At 63.5% G+C, this 18,062-nt stretch carries 20 protein-coding genes; 12 read left to right on the top strand and 8 right to left on the bottom strand.

From position 1 onward, the window contains the following. Nucleotide 1: 1 nt before the first annotated feature. On the bottom strand, nt 2-502 hold the full coding sequence (gene mraZ / locus HCO70_RS03325) for a division/cell wall cluster transcriptional repressor MraZ (protein WP_172293055.1): 501 nt from the start codon (nt 500-502) through the stop codon (nt 2-4). A gap of 619 nt (nt 503-1,121) precedes the next feature. Continuing rightward, on the bottom strand, nt 1,122-2,195 hold the full coding sequence (locus HCO70_RS03320) for an Mrp/NBP35 family ATP-binding protein (RefSeq protein ID WP_172293053.1): 1,074 nt from the start codon (nt 2,193-2,195) through the stop codon (nt 1,122-1,124). A 261-nt stretch (nt 2,196-2,456) separates the two neighbouring features. Between HCO70_RS03320 and HCO70_RS03315 the strand changes: the two genes are divergently transcribed. Both HCO70_RS03315 and HCO70_RS03310 read left to right on the top strand, forming a co-directional pair. Next, nucleotides 2,457-2,672 (top strand): DUF1127 domain-containing protein, encoded by a 216-nt coding sequence (locus HCO70_RS03315; RefSeq protein ID WP_172293051.1) that lies wholly within the window; start codon nt 2,457-2,459, stop codon nt 2,670-2,672. Between the two features lie 571 nt (nt 2,673-3,243). Further along, entirely contained in the window at nt 3,244-3,651 is a 408-nt protein-coding gene (locus HCO70_RS03310) for a VOC family protein (RefSeq protein WP_172293049.1), read from the top strand. Between the two features lie 37 nt (nt 3,652-3,688). Here HCO70_RS03310 and HCO70_RS03305 read toward each other — a convergent pair whose 3' ends face one another. Continuing rightward, nucleotides 3,689-4,030 carry a hypothetical protein gene (locus tag HCO70_RS03305; protein ID WP_216665242.1) on the bottom strand — a complete coding sequence of 114 codons (342 nt, stop codon included), beginning with the start codon at nt 4,028-4,030 and terminating at the stop codon, nt 3,689-3,691. Between the two features lie 282 nt (nt 4,031-4,312). Between HCO70_RS03305 and trpA the strand changes: the two genes are divergently transcribed. Beyond that, complete coding sequence (gene trpA / locus HCO70_RS03300) at nt 4,313-5,104, top strand: tryptophan synthase subunit alpha (RefSeq protein WP_172293045.1); 792 nt, start codon at nt 4,313-4,315, stop codon at nt 5,102-5,104. A gap of 15 nt (nt 5,105-5,119) precedes the next feature. Here trpA and phhA read toward each other — a convergent pair whose 3' ends face one another. Beyond that, nucleotides 5,120-5,914, bottom strand: coding sequence for a phenylalanine 4-monooxygenase (gene phhA, locus HCO70_RS03295; protein WP_172293043.1), 795 nt, complete (start codon nt 5,912-5,914; stop codon nt 5,120-5,122). A 121-nt stretch (nt 5,915-6,035) separates the two neighbouring features. On the opposite strand from phhA, the gene HCO70_RS03290 reads away from it, so the two are divergent. Beyond that, nucleotides 6,036-6,509: an Lrp/AsnC family transcriptional regulator gene (locus HCO70_RS03290; protein ID WP_172293041.1), complete on the top strand. Its 474-nt coding sequence runs from the start codon at nt 6,036-6,038 to the stop codon at nt 6,507-6,509. Nucleotides 6,510-6,594: 85 nt separating this feature from the next. Next, nucleotides 6,595-7,764 (top strand): alpha-hydroxy acid oxidase, encoded by a 1,170-nt coding sequence (locus HCO70_RS03285; RefSeq protein ID WP_172293039.1) that lies wholly within the window; start codon nt 6,595-6,597, stop codon nt 7,762-7,764. 51 nt (nt 7,765-7,815) lie between these two features. Here HCO70_RS03285 and HCO70_RS03280 read toward each other — a convergent pair whose 3' ends face one another. Next, a complete protein-coding gene (locus HCO70_RS03280; protein WP_172293037.1) occupies nt 7,816-8,979 on the bottom strand; it encodes an MFS transporter in 1,164 nt (387 codons plus the stop codon). Nucleotides 8,980-9,153: 174 nt separating this feature from the next. Between HCO70_RS03280 and HCO70_RS03275 the strand changes: the two genes are divergently transcribed. The 6 genes from HCO70_RS03275 to HCO70_RS03250 all read left to right on the top strand — a co-directional run bounded on the left by HCO70_RS03275 (nt 9,154) and on the right by HCO70_RS03250 (nt 14,165). Further along, nucleotides 9,154-9,801, top strand: coding sequence for a 50S ribosomal protein L25/general stress protein Ctc (locus tag HCO70_RS03275; protein WP_172293035.1), 648 nt, complete (start codon nt 9,154-9,156; stop codon nt 9,799-9,801). Between the two features lie 222 nt (nt 9,802-10,023). Then, entirely contained in the window at nt 10,024-10,713 is a 690-nt protein-coding gene (pth, locus tag HCO70_RS03270) for an aminoacyl-tRNA hydrolase (RefSeq protein ID WP_172293033.1), read from the top strand. Continuing rightward, nucleotides 10,710-11,744 (top strand): DUF2332 domain-containing protein, encoded by a 1,035-nt coding sequence (locus HCO70_RS03265; protein ID WP_172293031.1) that lies wholly within the window; start codon nt 10,710-10,712, stop codon nt 11,742-11,744. Before pth ends, HCO70_RS03265 begins: the two co-directional genes overlap by 4 nt. A 59-nt stretch (nt 11,745-11,803) precedes the next feature. Further along, nucleotides 11,804-12,175 (top strand): DUF2237 family protein, encoded by a 372-nt coding sequence (locus tag HCO70_RS03260; RefSeq protein WP_172293029.1) that lies wholly within the window; start codon nt 11,804-11,806, stop codon nt 12,173-12,175. 80 nt (nt 12,176-12,255) lie between these two features. Beyond that, a complete protein-coding gene (locus HCO70_RS03255) occupies nt 12,256-13,521 on the top strand; it encodes a sorbosone dehydrogenase family protein (protein ID WP_172293027.1) in 1,266 nt (421 codons plus the stop codon). A 65-nt stretch (nt 13,522-13,586) separates the two neighbouring features. After that, complete coding sequence (locus HCO70_RS03250) at nt 13,587-14,165, top strand: c-type cytochrome (RefSeq protein WP_172293025.1); 579 nt, start codon at nt 13,587-13,589, stop codon at nt 14,163-14,165. Nucleotides 14,166-14,324: 159 nt separating this feature from the next. On the opposite strand, the gene trpB is transcribed toward HCO70_RS03250, so the two are convergent. Continuing rightward, entirely contained in the window at nt 14,325-15,557 is a 1,233-nt protein-coding gene (gene trpB / locus HCO70_RS03245) for a tryptophan synthase subunit beta (RefSeq protein WP_172293023.1), read from the bottom strand. Between the two features lie 139 nt (nt 15,558-15,696). Between trpB and HCO70_RS03240 the strand changes: the two genes are divergently transcribed. Further along, a complete protein-coding gene (locus HCO70_RS03240) occupies nt 15,697-16,086 on the top strand; it encodes a DCC1-like thiol-disulfide oxidoreductase family protein (RefSeq protein WP_172293021.1) in 390 nt (129 codons plus the stop codon). A gap of 10 nt (nt 16,087-16,096) precedes the next feature. Here HCO70_RS03240 and HCO70_RS03235 read toward each other — a convergent pair whose 3' ends face one another. Together HCO70_RS03235 and HCO70_RS03230 are read right to left on the bottom strand one after the other, a co-directional pair. After that, nucleotides 16,097-17,503, bottom strand: a complete 1,407-nt coding sequence (locus HCO70_RS03235) for a thiol-disulfide oxidoreductase (protein ID WP_172293019.1) — start codon at nt 17,501-17,503, stop codon at nt 16,097-16,099. Between the two features lie 115 nt (nt 17,504-17,618). Beyond that, a complete protein-coding gene (locus HCO70_RS03230) occupies nt 17,619-18,062 on the bottom strand; it encodes an N-acetyltransferase family protein (RefSeq protein ID WP_371742193.1) in 444 nt (147 codons plus the stop codon).

Below are 18,062 nucleotides of genomic sequence, written 5' to 3'. Positions count from 1 at the left end.
CCTATTCGCCCCGCTTCTGATCCAGAAGGGTGAGCGGATCGAAATCCTCGGGATACTCGTCCAGCATCGCCTCGGTCCTGGACAAATCTGTTTCGTAGGTGTCCGGCTGCCAGATCTGAAAGGTGTCGCCGGTGGCGATGAAAAACGCCTCGTCGCCGATGCCGATCTTGTCGCGCAGCTTCTTGGCCAGCACGATGCGACCGGTTTCGTCCACGCCGATCTGAGTCGACTGGCCGGAAAACAGTTTCTCAAGCAAACGCCGCTCGGCGGAACCGCGCGGCAGGCCGGCGATCTGGTCGTCAACCTCCTCGATTGCATCAATCGTATAGCATTCAAGATACTTCCGGCGGTGATCACCGTAAACAATAACGAATTCGGGGGATTTGCCGTCGGACCAGCCGGGATCGCCGGATTCGAGGACACGGCGAAACTGGGCCGGGATCGACACCCTGCCCTTGCCGTCCACCTTCTGGTGGAACTCGCCTCTGAACCGTCGCGCCACTGTCCCGCGGCTCCCATTCCCTCAGGTGGTTTGATGTCCCCGGAACGGAAACGGCGGATTGAGCTGCTGCCGTTGCTCAATCCGCCGCCCTCGTCCCGCTTTGCGGGTAGTCCAGCTGCGCGCGCCACCTGGGGGGATGTCTGCTCGCCCGCGCGCCGGATCTCTTCGTTCGATGAAAGCGGTAGCCTGTATGAAACCTGACTTGTTTTTATTGTGGCGGGGTCTTGCTGCCCCTTGCCGTCTTCATCGTATGAAAGGGATCGCATGGGAATTCATGGAAATCAATGAAAATCTCACGCGACCATCAACTTCAATCACGGAAATTGGGGCATAAAAACCACAGTATGTTGGGCAGAGACCGGCCCTTTATCTACATCTAGTAAGCTCTGGCTGTTCGATTACCAGATATACCCGGATTCAAGGGCTCAAAAAGTTCCACGATTTCCCGGCGAAATTCACCGCATGTCGCGCTTATCCGTGGGAATTCACAGTCCCGCAACCGAATCTCTCTGATTTTCGGGCATGATTCACATGAAAACCGGCAGGTGTGTCCCGCCGGCCCCACGATTTCCCATTCGCGGTCCCATACGTTCCCATACGGGACCGCGGGACGCCCTTGTCAGGCCATTCCGCCCGCCACCAGCCCACGCGCGATCTGCGCATATGCATCGGCCAGTGGCCCTTCGCCCGCCGCGACCGGCACACCGTCATCCCCGCCCAACCGCACATCAAGGTCCAGCGCCAGCTCTCCCAGGAACGGAACGCCGATCTTCTGCGCCTCGGCCCGGACGCCACCATGGCCGAATATATGTGTCTCCTCCCCGCAATGCGGACAGATGAAAGACGACATGTTCTCGATCAGCCCCAGCACCGGCGCGTTCAGCTTGCCGAACATGTCGATCGCCTTTCGCGCATCCAGCAACGCCACATCCTGCGGCGTCGACACTACCAGCGCGCCGGTCAGCTTGGTGCGCTGGCATAATGTCAGCTGAACATCGCCCGTCCCGGGCGGCAGGTCGACGATAAGAATGTCCAGCTCGCCCCAGCGCACCTGCCCCAGCATCTGCTGCAGCGCACCCATAAGCATCGGCCCACGCCAGACGACCGCCTGATCGGGATCGACCAGCAGCCCAATCGACATGATCGTGACGCCATGGGCATGTAGCGGTTCGATGGTCTTGCCATCCGGTGAGGCAGGTTTTTTCGACACACCCATCATCCGCGGAATCGAAGGGCCATATATATCGGCATCCAGCAGCCCCACCCGCCGCCCCTGCCGCGCCAGCGCCACCGCAAGGTTAGAGGCGACGGTGGATTTGCCCACGCCACCCTTGCCGGAGGCGATGGCAAGGATGCGGTCCACGCCAGACACTTTCATCGGACCGTCCTGTCGGGTCGGGTGACGTCCGATCTTCAGGTCGGGCGCATTTTGCTGCGGCGCAGCATTTCCATGGGCGGTAAGAACAACCGAAGCGCTTTGGATTCCCGGCATTGCGGCGACCCTCCGCTCGCATTCCTGCCGCACGGGCTCTAGCGCCGCTGCCGACTCGGGGCTGTCCGCCTCCAGTACGAAACGGGCGATTCCCCCTTCTACTGTTAACGCTCGCACCAGGCCGGATGTGACCGGATCGCCACCTCCTGGAAGCGTGACGTTACGCAGCACTTGACGTATTTCTTCAATGTTTACGGACATTGCATTCCATCCCCGCCCAAACCTTGGGCATTACGTGTCAGCTATTCGGCAAATCTCAAGAGCGCTTCCGCCGAATGCCGAAAATTCATGCGTCACATATTAAGCATTACGCTAGGGCACGTATGCACATGCTGCATGGCAGAATTGAAGCGCTTTGGGATTGTGCACACGCAGCATCGGCTTATGTTGGCTCCAACAGCGGCGGAACGCAAACGGCAGCGGCCGGTTCACCGCACCCAACACGAGTACGAAGGAAAGCAAATGGCTTTCACCAACGACATCAAAGCATACGAGACCGGGCTGGTCTTTCGTCTGCGCCAGGAATTCGATCGCGCCCGTGCCGCCTATGGCAAGCGCCGTCTTTACAACGAGACGCTGCGCGAGCTGCAGGAGCTGTCGCACCGGGAGCTGAGCGACCTGGGCATTAGCCGCTCGGAGCTGCGTTCAATCGCCCGCACGGCGGCATACGGCGAATAAGGAGTTTTGAGTTCAGACTGCCTTCTCCTCCTCCCTAGGTTGTCTGAAAACTCGCGGCGACATCTTCCTCCTCCCTGATGTCGCCGCACCTTTCTTCCGCGGGAACCACTTCCTCCTCCCTGTGGTTTCCGCGTCAAAGGCGGCGGTGCCTTACCTCCTCCCTAGGTACCGCCGCTCTGAGTTTACCGCTGGCGCCCTTCCTCCTCCCTGGGTGTCAGCGACCAAAGACGGCGGTGTCTCTTCCTCCTCCCTGAGGCACCGCCGTTCTTTGAAAGATGCCGCAGGTGCCCATCCTCCTCCCTAGGGTGCCTGCAGGTAAAGGCGGCGGTGCTCTTCCTCCTCCCTGAGCACCGCCGCTCTACCGGATACTGCGGACGCCTTCCTCCTCCCTGGCGGTCGCAGATACAGACGGCGGCGCCCTTCCTCCTCCCTGGGCGCCGCCGTTGCTTTTTCTGCCCCCCCCCGAACACCACAGCCCACCGCGGTGGCAAGCCTCCGCCCGCCCCACGGGCCGCGATTGCGCGAATCCGGCACCCATGGAAGCATGCGCGCACGCCATGGAGGATGCGTTATGGAACTCAACCCCTACCTGACATTCGACGGCAATTGCGAAGAGGCGCTGACTTTCTACGCCGGGGTCTTCGGTGGTGAGATCACCAGCCTGATGCGCTTTTCCGATATGCCGGATACCGAGTGGGTCACCGACGAGAACAAGTCGATGGTAGCCCATGCCAGCCTGCAACTGGGTGACCGGGAGATCCTCGCTTCTGACACGGGCGGCATGTCACCGCACAAGGGATTCTCGGGCGTCACCCTGCAGACCGGATGGCCAACGGTGGAAGAGGGAAAGGCAATATTCGACAAACTGTCCGAGGGCGGCAAGGTCGAGATGGATTTTGCCGAAACCTTCTGGGCCAAGGGCTTCGGCATGTGCCGCGACAGGTTTGGCGTCGGCTGGATGGTCAATTGCGACAAGTAAGGCAGGCGCGGCGCGTCTCGCGCCGCGCCTGTACCAGCTACCGTACCGCGGCCACGCTTTGCGCTCGCACCCGTTCCCTCAGCGCATCCACCCGTGCCGGGTTCTGCCGGTACCAGTCGCGCAACGCATCATAGCCTGCGCGGCTGACCTGCGCTCGCGACGCAGCGTCGATAGCTAAATAGTCGTCCAGCCCGACACCGGGCAGAAAGCTAAGCTTCACCTTCAGATAGGTTATGCTGCAGGCCGCCGCGATATCCCGCGGCAACAGGCCGGCTTCTGCCATGTCGGAGCAAACGAAATAGCTCAGCAGTTCGGTTTCGGACGGCCCCGGGGCATTCATTTCATTTGCCTCGGAACCGCCATTGATACCGGCGGCCAACAGCGCAGCCGCCGTGATACGAACAAATTGGTCATAAAACATCTCAGCACCCAAAATCGTTACCTGCTTGAAATGCCGACAGTATGCGCCTCCGCCAGAGTCGGAACCAGCGGCCCTCCGTCGAATTCACGGGGCGTTAACGCACCAACTGGCTGCGGGTGCAGATTTCATGGCGGATTTGCGGTTGCGCACGCGCATTAACCACATGCCGGACGACACGGGGGATTGATTTCCCTCTGCCCATTCGCCAAACCCGCCATCGGACCGCAGGAAGAGACCGACATGACCAGGATCGACGCCAAATTCGCTGAACTGAAGGCTGCCGGAAAGAAAGCTTTCGTCGCCTACGTAATGGCCGGCGATCCGGACTACGCCACCTCGCTGGATGTGGTAAAGGGTCTGCCCGCGGCCGGTGTCGACATCATCGAGCTTGGCCTGCCCTTCACCGACCCGATGGCGGACGGTCCGACGATCCAGCTCGCCGGCCAGCGCGCCCTCGCCGCAGGCATGACCCTGCAGAAGACACTGGATTTGGTGGTGGAGTTCCGCAAGGAGGATGACAGCACGCCGATCGTGCTGATGGGTTACTACAACCCGATCTACAGCCGCGGCGTCGACCGCTTCCTGTCCGACGCAAAGGCGGCCGGCATAGATGGCCTAATCATCGTCGACCTGCCGCCGGAAGAAGATGACGAGCTGTGTATCCCGGCACAGAAGGCTGGCCTGAACTTCATCCGCCTTGCCACGCCGACCACCGATGACCGTCGCCTCCCCAAGGTCCTGCAGAACACCTCCGGCTTCGTCTATTACGTTTCGATCACCGGCATCACCGGCTCCGCCGAAGCGCAGGCCGCCGATGTCGGCCCCGAGGTCGCGCGCATCAAGGCGAAGACCGACCTTCCGATCGTCGTCGGTTTCGGCATCAAGACGCCCGAAGCTGCTGCAGCCATCGCCAGCGTCGCCGACGGCTCGGTCGTCGGCTCGGCCATCGTGGCCCGTGTCGGCAACGGGGAAAGCCCGGATAAGGTCTGCGCATTTGTCAAATCGCTCGCCGACGGCGCCCACAGCGCCTGAGACGCGGCCTGCCGGCTAGGCCGCATCCTCCTTCGCCGGATAGAGCGGCGGCAACACGCCCAGCCTGCGCGCCTCTGCCACTTCGGCAAGCAGGTCACGCGCGGCAGCAGCGAACAGCTCCTCGAGATCCGAGATGACATAGTAAACTGGCTGCGGGATATCGATCCGGTAGCTGGTGCGCAGGATGTCGACGACATCGAAATCGCGCTTCAGCGGCACATTCGAGGTCGCGTGCTCAAGTTCCGCTGTCGAAGACGCCAGCCCGGAACCCAGCCCCTTGATCCGGCCATCCTCGCGCATCAGCCCGAATTCGATGGTGAACCAGTAGAGCCGGATGAGCCACGCGTGATCCTCCTTCCGCGCTTTTAGCCCTGCCTTTCCGATCGCCTGGCTGAACGCTGCGAACTCTGGATGGGTCAGCAGCGGTGCATGGCCGAAGATCTCGTGAAAGATGTCCGGCTCCTCGATATAGTCGAAATGCTCCCGCCGCCGGATGAAACTCGCCGCCGGAAAGGCCCGGTCCGCCAGCATCCCGAAGAAAGTCCCGAACGGGATCAGTGCCGGAACCGGTTCCACGCGCCAGCCGGTCAGATCGCGCAGCGTCTCCGAAAGCTCGGTGCACTGCGGCACCCGGTCCCGCGGCAGGTCCAGCGCGGCCAGACCTTCGAGATACGGCCGCGCCATGTACCGCTCCACACGAGGCAGCTGTGCCGCGATCAGGTCGCGCCAGACGGCATCCTCCTCAGGCGTGTATTGGATATGCCCGGACGCATCAGGCTTTTTCGACGCATAGGTCGTGTTCTTGGGCATGGAAAGCTCCTCCTCACCCGCAAGGCTACTCGCGTGTTCTGGAAAAGACTTGCCAATCCGCTCCCTACAATGCCTCAATTGGGGCAAGATTTACCTCGATTAAAATGAAAGGAGGAAAACATTGCCCAACCTCGACCAGTTCGACGTTGCCATCCTCCGCGCCCTCCAGTCCGACTGCAAACTCAGCCTTAACGAGATCGCAGACCGCGCGGGTCTCACACCCTCCCCCTGCTGGCGCCGGATCAAAGCGCTGGAAGCGTCCGGTGTCATCGACCGCCAGGTCGCCATCCTGAACGCTCGCAAGGTCGGCCTCCACGCCCTCGCCTATGTCCATGTCTCGCTGATAGACCACCGCGAACAGTCAATCGCGCGCTTCAACGAATTCGTCGCCCGCGACGACCGCATCATCGAATGCGCCTCGATCACTGGGGAATCCGATTACGTGCTCAAGGTCGTGGCCGAGGATCCCGAGGCATTGGAGGAATTCCTGATGAAGGAACTGTTGGCCACCGGCCTCGTCCGCGCAACTACCACCAATTTCGTTCTGCGCCGGATCAAGAGCCGCAGCGCCCTGCCGCTGAAGGCAAGTGACTGACCAATCCCGCGCGCGCCACTGACAAGATTGTCTCCGCCGCACCGCCCTGCTAACGCAATAAGGCCGAGACCCGTGGAGGACCCCAATGCCCGTGATCACCGAAATCGAGGACCTGAAGCGCATCTACAAGCGCCGGGTGCCGAAGATGTTCTTCGACTATTGCGAGTCGGGCAGCTGGACGGAACAGACATTCCGCGAGAATTCATCGGATTTCGACAAGATTTACCTGCGCCAGCGCGTGGCCGTCGATATGAACGGCCGCTCCACCGCCACGCAGATGATCGGCCAGGACGTCTCGATGCCGGTGGCGCTGGCCCCTGTGGGCTCAACCGGCATGCAATGGGCCGATGGAGAGATCCTCGCCTGTCAGGCCGCCCACGAGGCCGGCACCCAGTTCACGCTCTCCACCATGTCGGTCTGTTCGGTCGAGGACGTTGCCGCGCATGTCGACAAGCCGTTCTGGTTCCAGCTCTATGTGATGCGCGACTGGGACTTCGTCGTCCGCATGATCGAGCGCGCGAAAGAGGCGAAATGCTCCGCGCTGGTGCTGACGTTGGATCTGCAGATCCTTGGCCAGCGGCACAAGGACCTGAAAAATGGCTTGACGGTGCCGCTGAAACCCTCGCTTTCCAACATCGCCGACCTGTCGACTAAATGGTCTTGGGCCGCAGCCATGGCGAAAACGCCGCGCAAGAGCTTCGGCAACATCGTCGGCCACGTGAAGGGTGTCAGCGACCTCAGCTCTCTCTCTGTCTGGGCGGCGGAAAGCTTCGATCCCTCGCTCGATTGGGAAAAGGTTCGCCAGATCAAGGACCTCTGGGGCGGCCCGCTGATCCTGAAGGGCATCATCGACGCGGAAGATGCGAAGCTTGCGCTGAATTCCGGCGCCGATGCGATTATCGTGTCGAACCATGGCGGCCGCCAGCTCGACGGCGCACTCAGCTCGATCCGCGCTCTGCCGGCGATCCTGGACACGGTTGGCGACAAGATGGAAGTGCATCTCGACAGCGGCATCCGTTCCGGCCAGGACGTGCTGAAGGCGCTCGCGATGGGCGCCAAGGGAACCTATATCGGCCGCGCCGCGATCTACGGGCTGGGCGCAATGGGCAAGAAAGGCGTGTCGACCGCACTCGAAGTCATCCGGAACGAGCTCGACAAGTCCATGGCGTTCTGCGGTCGCAAGACCATCAAAGACCTCGACCGCGACATCCTGCTGATACCGGAGGGTTTCGAGGGACGCTGGCAACCCGCCTGACCAGTCACCAGATCGGTTATCTCTAAGCCTGAAGCTGGATACCCAAACACTTCAGGGCTGCCCGGCCAGCCGCGCCGGGCGCCAGGCCAGCGCCCAGATCGCCGGCAGGATCATCGAGATGATCAGCGCCACGGCCACAAAAGACAGGCGCAGGCCGAACAGCTCCGCGATTCCGCCCATCATCGACGGCCCGATGAAGAACCCAACCATGCCCACCATCCACGACCGCGAAATCGCGTGCGCGCGCTGGCGCTCGGTGACCCGCGCGCCGAGGATCGATGTGACCGAGGGCACGATCACCGCCATTCCCAGCCCGGTGACGGCCACGCCGGCCAGAGCCACCGGCACCGACTGCGCTGCGGCAATGGTCAGCGCACCCAGCATCCCCAGCAGCGCCGAATAGAAGATCAGCCGCGCATCGCCCAGCTTCGCGGTCAGCAACTGGCCAGATAGGCGCCCGAACGCCATCACAAGACCCAGCGTTGCGGGGCCGAAGCTGCCATGCCCCGGCTCGGCACCCAGCGTGCGCTCGATATGCAGCGCCGACCACGCCTCGGTGGCGTTCTCGCCGATGAAGGCGGAAAAGAGGATAAGGCCGGTCAGCACGATCGCGCCCCAGGGCGGCCGGCGCGGCGCGTCTATGGCATCGGCCTCTGGCGCATCCGCCACCTGCGGCACCCGCATCGCGAAGGTCAGCACCAGGCAGGCCAGCGACATGAACGGCAGGATATGCTCCGGCCCCAGCCCCGCCTTGCGACCAAGCCCAGCTCCCCAGGCCGCCCCGGCGAAGGCAAAGGAGAACATCGCGTGGTTCACGTTCATCAGGTGCAGCCCGTGCCGCGCCTCCAGCCCGCTAATATGCACGTTCGCCGAAATGTCCAGCGTCGCAACGCTGATCCCCATCGCGAACAGGACCACGCCTAGGCCGACAACTCCGGTCGGGAACATCGGAAGCAGGACAGAGATACAGATCACCAGCCCCAGCACCGGCAGCGTGAATCGCCCCAGCCGCTGCCCGGTCCACGGCGCCGCCCACATTGCGATCACCCCGCCCAGCGCCGACGCCAGCAGCGCCGCGCCCAGTTCCGCGTCCGACGCGCCGACCCGATCCTTGATATCCGGCACCAGCCCGGCAAAAGCACCCCACATCACGCCGACAGAGGCCAGCGCGGCGGCAGAAGCGCGGGACGCACGAAGGGCGGTGAACATGTTCATGGCACGATGACTCGGGCTTGGGGGCAAAGGTTCGGCGACGCTAGCCGCTGCGCCTCCGCCCGCAAGCGAAAAACACACTTCCCCTCACCCGCGTTCTGCACTATAGGCGGCGCTTCATCGGGGCATACACCCTTGGAGGATGCCCCAGAACGCTTGATTTTAGGAGAACCGAAAATGGCTGGCGAGATTCCAGATCTCATCGCCACGGAACGGACGGGGACAGGCAAGGGGGCCGCCCGTCAAGCACGCCGTGACAACCTGGTACCGGGCATCGTTTACGGAGGCGGGATCGACCCGCTGCCGATCAACCTGCCCTTCAACGAACTTCTGAAGAACCTCAGGGCAGGCCGTTTCCTGTCCACGCTCTTCAACATGAAGGTCGATGGCCACGACGACGTCCGCGTCATCTGCCGCAACGTGCAGCGCGATGTCGTCAAGGACCTGCCGACGCATGTCGATTTCATGCGCCTGCGCCGGACCACCAAGATCAACCTGTTCATCCCGGTCGAGTTCGTCGGCCAGGAAACCTCGCCCGGCATCAAGCGCGGCGGCGTTCTGACGGTGGTCCGCCCTGAAATCGAACTGATCGTGACCGCCGGCGAGATTCCGGATCACGTGACCGTCGACGTGTCCGGCCTGAACATCAACGACGCGGTAACGATTTCCTCCGTCACGCTGCCGGAAGGTGCCAAACCGACGATTGACCGTGACTTCGTGATCGCCAACGTCTCTGCCCCGTCGGGCCTGAGTGCCAGCGATGACGAAGAAGAAGAGGCGCCTGCGGCCGACGAAGTTCCCGCGACCGAGCAGGCGGAAGAATAACCCTTCCAATCGTCACACAGAATTCACGGCGGGGCCCTTGGGCCCCGTTGTTCGTTTGGTGGCCGTCTGCAACCTGAATTGGTACCACACTTCGGCCCAAATATCGGAAAAGATCAATTCGCGCAGCTAAGCTGCGGCTCGGCTCCGCGCGCGGAGGCAGGCGACATTGCGCAACCCGCCCCCACCCTCTAGAACGGCTCCAAAGCAACCGGGAGCCTCTCCATGCGCCTCTTCGTCGGCCTCGGAAATCCGGGCGCGAAATACGCCCGCAACCGGCACAACATCGGTTTCATGGCAGTCGATCGGATCGCCGACGACCACGGCTTCGGCCCGTGGCGGTCGAAGTTCCAGGGCCAGGTTGCAGAAGGCCGCCTCGGTTCCGAAAAGGTCCTGCTGCTAAAGCCGGAGACCTTCATGAATCTCTCCGGAAACTCGGTGCAGGCGGCGATGCAGTTCTACAAGCTGACCCCGGACGACATCACCGTCTTTCACGACGAGCTCGACCTCGCCCCCGGAAAGTGCCGGGTGAAGACCGGCGGCGGCCATGCCGGCCATAACGGGCTGCGCTCGCTCCACGCACAGATCGGCGACTCGTACCACCGCGTCCGCATCGGCATCGGCCATCCCGGCCACAAGGACATGGTGTCCCACTACGTTCTCCACGACTTCGCCAAGGCCGACGAAGACTGGATCGACGACCTCCTGCGCGGCATCTCCGATGGCGCAGCCGACCTCGCCGCAGGCGACACCGGCCGCTTCATGAACGCGGTCGCCCTGCGCACCGCCCCGCCACGCTCGTCGAAGACGCCCGACAAGACCGAGGCAAAGCCCGCCCCGGCATCCGAATCGAAGCCGGAGCCCGAACCCGACGACCGCAGTACCCTGCAGAAACTGGTTGATAAATTCAGATGACCCTCTCCGATGCCCTGCGCGATCAGGCCGGATCCTGCGACGCCCTGGGTTCGCCATTCACCGCGCGCCTGCTGACACTCGCCGCCGACCGCCTGCGCCCCGGTACCACTGTCACCGACCGCCTGCTCGCCTGGCGGGGAGAGCTGGGCTCGCGCGGCCAGTCCGTGCCGCTGCGACTAGCCGGCAGCCTGCACGGCCTGGTGATCGACGGCAGCGCCCCCGACCTCGCCGCCTGCTACCCTCCGAACCAGACCGACGACGAATCTCTCTGGACCGCCGTAGAAGCCGCCTTCATCGACCACGAAACACGGCTGATGTACTGGCTGAACCGCCCGCCCCAGACCAACGAGCTTGGCCGCAGCGCCGTGCTGATCGCCGCTGGCCACTGGCTGACCGCCGAATACGGCCTGCCCATCGTCCTGTCGGAACTGGGCGCCAGCGCCGGGCTCAACCTGTTCTGGGACCGCTACGCGCTCGAAATCCCCGGCGCCACCTACGGACCCGAAAGCCCTGTCCTGACCCTGAAACCCGACTGGCAGGGCTCCCTGCCGCCGAAGGCTGAACCAAAGGTCACCGCACGCCGCGGCACCGACCTGACGCCGCTCGATCCGACCAATCCGTCGCATCAGCTCCGCCTGACCGCCTATATCTGGCCTGACCAGCCCGACCGCCTCGCCCGCACCCGCGCCGCTCTGGAAATCGCAGAACCGGTCGTCGACGCCGCCGACGCCGCCGACTGGCTGGAAACCCGCCTCGCCGAACCGCACCCGGGCCAACTCCACCTGCTCTACCACACCATCGCGTGGCAATATTTCCCCGAACCGGTCAAGGACCGCGCCCGCGCCCTGATTGAGGCAGCAGGAGAAAGGGCCACCGCCCACGCGCCTCTCGCCTGGCTTGCCATGGAGGCCGACGACGACAGCCCCGGCGCCGGCCTGTCCCTGCGCCTCTGGCCCGGCGACCGCCGCATCGCGCTCGGCCGCGTCGATTTCCATGGCCGCTGGTTGCGATGGGACCTGCCCCAGACGTAACTTGATCCCTCCACGACAGGCTCTAGGCTGACCCCCGGACCCAAGCCAGGAGACATGCCATGCATATGGAAGCCTCGAAAAACGTCCTCGACCTGCCGCTCGAACCCTGCTCGACCGAACCGCTCACCGGGTTCTTCCGCAACGGTCACTGCGACACCTGCGAGGAAGATCACGGCAGCCACACTGTCTGTGCCGTGATGACCGCCGAATTCCTCGCCTATTCGAAGTATGTCGGCAACGACCTGTCGACTCCGCGCCCCGAATTCGGCTTCGCCGGGCTGAAACCCGGCGATCACTGGTGCCTCTGTGCCAGCCGATTCATGCAGGCACATGACGAGGGCTGCGCGCCAAGGGTCAATCTGGGCGCAACCCACAAGCGCGCGCTCGATATTGTTCCCCTGCAAGTATTGGCTGATTGCGCCGCAACCTAAAGCAGACTTGCCGGAAAAGTATTTTTCTAGAATACTTTCTCTCAGCCGCCAGTTGCCTGCGGCTGAAAAGGGAGGAAACCATGCAACATCTGCTGAAACCCGCGCTCGCGCGGGCTCTTGGCGCGTCCCCGGCCATCGCCGGCGCGCTTCTCGGCTGCACCGTCCTGGCGGGCGCCGCCCTGGCCCAGGCCGATCCCCCGGCGCCGCCCGCGGTCGACAATCCGCCCCCGGCCGAGGGCCCGCTCGAAGGGCGCCCCGAAACCGCCGGCGCCCAGGCGCTTGCGATCCAGACCCCGCCACCGCTGCCGCCAACGGCTGAAGAGCTGCCCGTTCCGATGCTGCAGGTACCCGAAGGTTTCAAGGTAGAGGTCTTCGCCGCCGAGATCCCGGACGCCCGCACTGTCCGCATCGCCGACAGCGGCAACGTCTATGTCTCGAACTGGCAGGCCAACAAGGTCTGGGTCATCCCTGCGGGCGGCGAGCCCCAGGTCCTCTATGAGGATCTCGACTGGCCCAACGGCATCGTCATCGACGGCGAAGATCTCTACATCGCCGAGCACCAGCAGATCGTGAAGGCCGCCGGAGTCGATTCCAGCCTCGACAGCCCGCCGGAGCTCGAGGTGATCTATACCGACCTCGGCGAACCGCGCCCGCATGGCTGGCGCTTCCTCGCCCTCGGACCGGACGACAAGCTCTACGTGTCGAACTCCGCACCCTGCAACATCTGCATGCCCGAGGAAGGCTTCGGCGAGGTCCGCAAGCTCGACAAGGACGGCGCCAACGCCGAACCGATCCTGCGCGGCATGCGCAACACGGTCGGCTTTGACTTCCACCCGGACACGGCAGAGTTCTACTTCACCGACAACCAGCGCGACTGGGTGTCCGAGGATCTGCCCGAGGACGAACTGAACCGCCTGACCAATCCCGGTAACGAGCATTTCGGCTATCCATTCTGCCACAACGGCACGTTCACCGATCCGGAATATGGCTGGGGCTACTCCTGCGACGACTTCACCGACCCGATCGCCCTGCTTGGCCCGCACACTGCGCCGCTCGGCATGCGCTTCTACACCGGCGACATGTTCCCCGAGGAATATCAGGGCGCGATTTTCCTCGCCCGTCACGGCCCGTGGAACCGCACCACCAAGATCGGCGGCGACGTGATGGTCGTGCACCTCGACGGTGACGGCAATGTCGCAAGCATGGAACCGTTCCTGACCGGCTTTATCCAGGACAACGAATACGTCGGACGCCCGGTTGACGTGGCCGTCATGGCCGACGGCTCGATGCTGGTCACCGACGACTGGAACGGTGCGGTGTACCGCATCAGCTACGACGCCATGTAATCAGCGCTCATAAACCTGACGCGGGGCCGCCCGGGCCCTGCGCTTTCCGGACAAAGGCAAATTCCATGACGATCAGGACAATCCTGACGGCAGCCCTGCTCGCCGTACCGCAGCTCGCCTCTGCTCAGGAAGGATTCGAGGAACTGCGCGACCAGTGCATCGCCTGCCACGGTGAAACTGGTCAGTCGGAGACAGAGGAAACTCCGTCCCTCGGCGGGCTCGACGACTATTACGCCCTGATCTCGCTGGTGGGTTTCCGCGAAGGCCGCCGTCCCTCTGACATCATGGCGGACATCACCGCGGACATGTCTAACAACGACCTCCGTGCCGCAGCCGCCTGGATACAGGGCCTGCCAGATCCCGAACCGCCCGAAGCCCCCGGCGACCCAGCCATCATGGAACGCGGCGCCGCCCTCGCCCGCGATCATCACTGCGTGCAATGCCACGGTGCAGAGCTGCGCGGCGGCCACCAGATGCCCTCGATCCGCAACCAGCGCGAGGATTACCTTCTGAAAGCACTGCGGGACTACAAGGCCGAACGCCGCCTTGGCGACCGTGCGGCCATGGTCGAGGTTGTGCAGGAACTCGGCGAAGCGGAACTGGCCGACCTCGCCCACTACGTCGCGCACCTGCCGGCAGAATAGCTTCGGCTAGCTGGCCGCCCGAACCGGCTCCGGCACCAGCGAGGGTCCTCCCTCCGCTCAACGGCGGTACCTTCTCATGAGGTTTAAGGCAGCCGCGATACACCGCGGTTAGACCGGCATAATCGCAGGTTTATGCCGGTGCGGCTGGGCCTCTCGGCCTCAGTCCGCCTCGCCCATCTCCATGCCCAGCGCCTTGGCGACGGTGAAGATGTCCTTGTCGCCGCGCCCGCACATGTTCATGCAGATGATGTGATCCTTCGGCAGTTCCGGCGCGATCTTCATCACATGCGCCAGCGCGTGACAGGGTTCCAGCGCCGGAATGATGCCTTCGGTCTCGCAGGACATCTGGAACGCCCCCAGCGCTTCCTTGTCCGTGATCGCGACATACTCGGCGCGCCCGGTATCGTGCAACCAGGAATGCTCCGGCCCGATCCCGGGGTAATCCAGCCCCGCCGAGATCGAGAAGCCCTCCAGAATCTGCCCGTCATCGTCCTGCAGCAGGTAGGTCCGGTTGCCGTGCAGCACGCCGGGCCGCCCGCCGGTAAGAGAGGCGCAATGCTCCATCTTCTCGTTCACACCCTTGCCGCCGGCCTCGACGCCGATGATCCGGACCTCCTTGTCGTCTAGGAACGGATAGAACAGCCCCATCGCGTTCGACCCGCCACCTATCGCGGCGATGATCGTGTCGGGCAGTCGGCCCTCGGCCTCCAGCATCTGCTCCTTGGCTTCCTTGCCGATGATCGACTGGAAGTCGCGGACCATCGCCGGATAGGGGTGCGGCCCCGCCACCGTGCCAATGCAATAGAACGTGTCGCGCACATTGGTCACCCAGTCGCGCAGCGCATCGTTCATAGCGTCCTTCAGCGTGCCGCGCCCGGATGTCACCGGCACCACCTCTGCGCCCAGAAGGCGCATGCGGAACACGTTCGGCTTCTGCCGCTCCACGTCATGCGCGCCCATGTAGACCACGCATTTCAGCCCGAACTTGGCGCAGACGGTCGCCGTCGCCACGCCATGCTGCCCCGCCCCGGTCTCGGCGATGATGCGCTCCTTGCCCATCCGCCGCGCCAGCAGGATCTGCCCCAGCACGTTGTTGATCTTGTGCGCGCCGGTATGGTTCAACTCGTCGCGCTTGAAATAGACCTTCGCGCCGCCCAGACGCTCGGTCAGCCGCTCGGCGAAATACAGGGGCGACGGACGGCCGACATAGTGCTTCCAGAGAAACTCCATTTCGTCCCAGAAGCTCTGATCGGTCTTCGCCCTCTCGTATTCCGCTTCCAGGTCCAGGATCAGCGGCATCAGCGTTTCCGACACGAACCGCCCGCCATAAAGGCCGAAACGGCCATTCTCGTCGGGTCCGGTCATGAAGGAGTTGATCAGGTCTTCGGCCATGGGTCTCTCCGCATTCGAGTGTGCCGTGGATACCGCCGCAATGCTGCAGGAACAAGCGCAACCGCCCGCCTGACCCACGGCAAGACATCGGAATTTCGCCACAATGGCCCTATATGGATCGTGAAGAGGATCCGAGCAGATGACACCCGACCAGAACACGACCGGCGGCATAACAATCGTCTATGATGGCGATTGCCCGTTCTGTTCCAATTACGTGACCATGGCGCGGCTACGCGCCGCCGCCGGCCCGGTCCGCCTGATCGACGCCCGCGAAGGCGGCGAAGAAGCGCGCTGGCTTCAGTATCAGGGCTATGACCTGAACGAAGGCATGGCGATGATCGAGGACGGCGAGGTCCATCACGGCGCAGATTGCCTGACCCGCATGGCCCTGCTCTCTACCGAATCGGACTGGTTCAACCGCCTGAACGCCCGCATCTTCCGCTCGCCCGGTCTGTCCCGCGCGCTCTACCCGGTCCTGCGCGGCGGCCGAAACCTGACCCTCCGGCTGATGCGGCGGCGTCCGATCTGACGTTCCCTGCTTAGTGGGTGCAGACCTTCGGCCGGTTGAAATCCACCGGCTTGAACAGCAGGAACCTGTGCGCCAGCGGACCCGCCGCCAGATAGGTGTTCTCCCAGCCATCCGCCGTGCTGACCGGTCCATCAGGTCCCGCCACCTCGACCACCAGCCCGGGATTCAGCGCAAGGATCCGATCGAAGGAATAGCGCACCAGCGCCAGCCCCTCGCCGACATAGGCGGCATCGAAACTCGGCTCGTTCGACCCCAGCGGCACGACCAGATCGTTCTGGTACCCGGCCCCGAACGGCAGCACCCCGGTGATCAGGTGATTGGTCTCGCCGCCCTCGGTATGCAGGTTGCTGAACATCGCGATGGAACCTTCGGTCTTCAGCCCCAGATAGGGGCTCAGCCCGTTCACGAAGAACAGGATCGGGATGATCGCCAGCCACCCGGCGTGCGGTTTCTGCTCTCCGGGTGCCGGACGCACGCAGGTCAGGACGAAGGCGTAGAAGTTCAGCGCATAGGCGGTGAAGACCCATGTGAAGCTTTCATGCGTGATCGCCAGCGACCCGAACTTCACCATCGACAGCACGACATAGCTTACCGCCAGCCCGAACAGCGCCATGCGCCCGGCCCGCAGCGCCGCCGCCTGCCCGCCCATCATCGCGGACATCTTGTCCAGCCCGATCCGTAGAGCGGCGGCAGGCAGGAACAGCGCGTAAAGCGCCAGCACCACGGTCGAGAAGTCCTTGTAATAGGCATAACCCGTCCAGCCGATGATGACGTGGAACGGAATGCCGATCGCCATGCCAACCAGCTTCCAGCGGGTGGAAAACAGCAGGACCATCGCGATCCCCTCGATCACGAAGGTCGCATAGATCGCCCCGTACTGGCCCAAACGCCAGTTCTCCAGCCCGAACACATCCGCCAGCCGCGCATAAAGCACGGTCGCGCAGCTGACCGACGGGTCAAGGAAATCGACGTTAATCTTGTGGTAGATGCCGTAGAAATACATGATCGCCAGCAGCCACCGACCCGGCCCGGCAATCGACCGGAACACGCCCTCGCGGTCATCGCCGCGGCGAAACGCCAGCAGCCCGCCCGCGACAATCGCCAGCGAAAAGAAGAACGCGGTGGTCTGATTGTTCGACGCGACCGGCGACATCGCCAGGAAATGCAGCACGAACACCGCGGCATTCACGCCCATAAGGCTGACCGCGCGGGGCAGCAGGCACTGCACGAGGCTCACGGCGATCATCGCCGCCAGCAGTGACGACGACCAGATTGAGTTGTCCTGAAAGAAATAGGTGGTCCAGATCTGCAGGAAGTAGACACCGGACAGCAGCGTGACCAGCCCGAGGCGGTCCATCGGTTGCGCCGCAAGCGCACTGCGCCGCTCCTGATACGACAGGCTTGTGGTCTCGGCCATGATCGCTGCCCCTGATTTCCGGCTCATGTTATACAAAGCCGGGAAAACCACAGAATTGGGGCGGAATCTTAACCAATTCTGGGTCAGGACGGGACCTGCGGCACAACGGACCGTGTCAATCCAGCCGCTTCTTGAACCCCACGTGGCTCGCCTCGAACCCGAGCGTTTCGTAGAATTTCCGAGACTCCGTCCGCTGCGCGTTCATCGTCAGCTGCATCAGGCTGCAGCCCGCCTCCCGCGCCCGCCGCTCCGCATCCTCGAACATCGCGCGCCCCATGCCCCGGCCGCGCAGACTGTCGGCGACCCGCACCGCCTCCACCTGCGCCCGCCGCGCCGCGCTTAGCGACAGACCCGAGATGAACGTGATCTGATAAGTGGCGACAACCGCGCCATCCTCCTCCCCCACGATCAGCAGGTTCGCCCCTTCCGCGCACATCGCGTCATAGGCGGCCAGATAGGCTTCCATGTCGGAATGCTCGCGGGTCTTGCCAAGGAAATCGTTCGCGATCAGCGCCACGACGGCCGGCACATCCTCGCGCCGGCCCTCGCGAAACACCAC

It is taken from the genome of Pseudoruegeria sp. HB172150, from assembly GCF_013184805.1.
In the GTDB taxonomy this organism is placed as follows: domain Bacteria; phylum Pseudomonadota; class Alphaproteobacteria; order Rhodobacterales; family Rhodobacteraceae; genus Psychromarinibacter.
The sequence above is the reverse complement of the archived record's forward strand: the minus strand, read 5'-3'. Positions and strand labels throughout refer to the sequence as shown.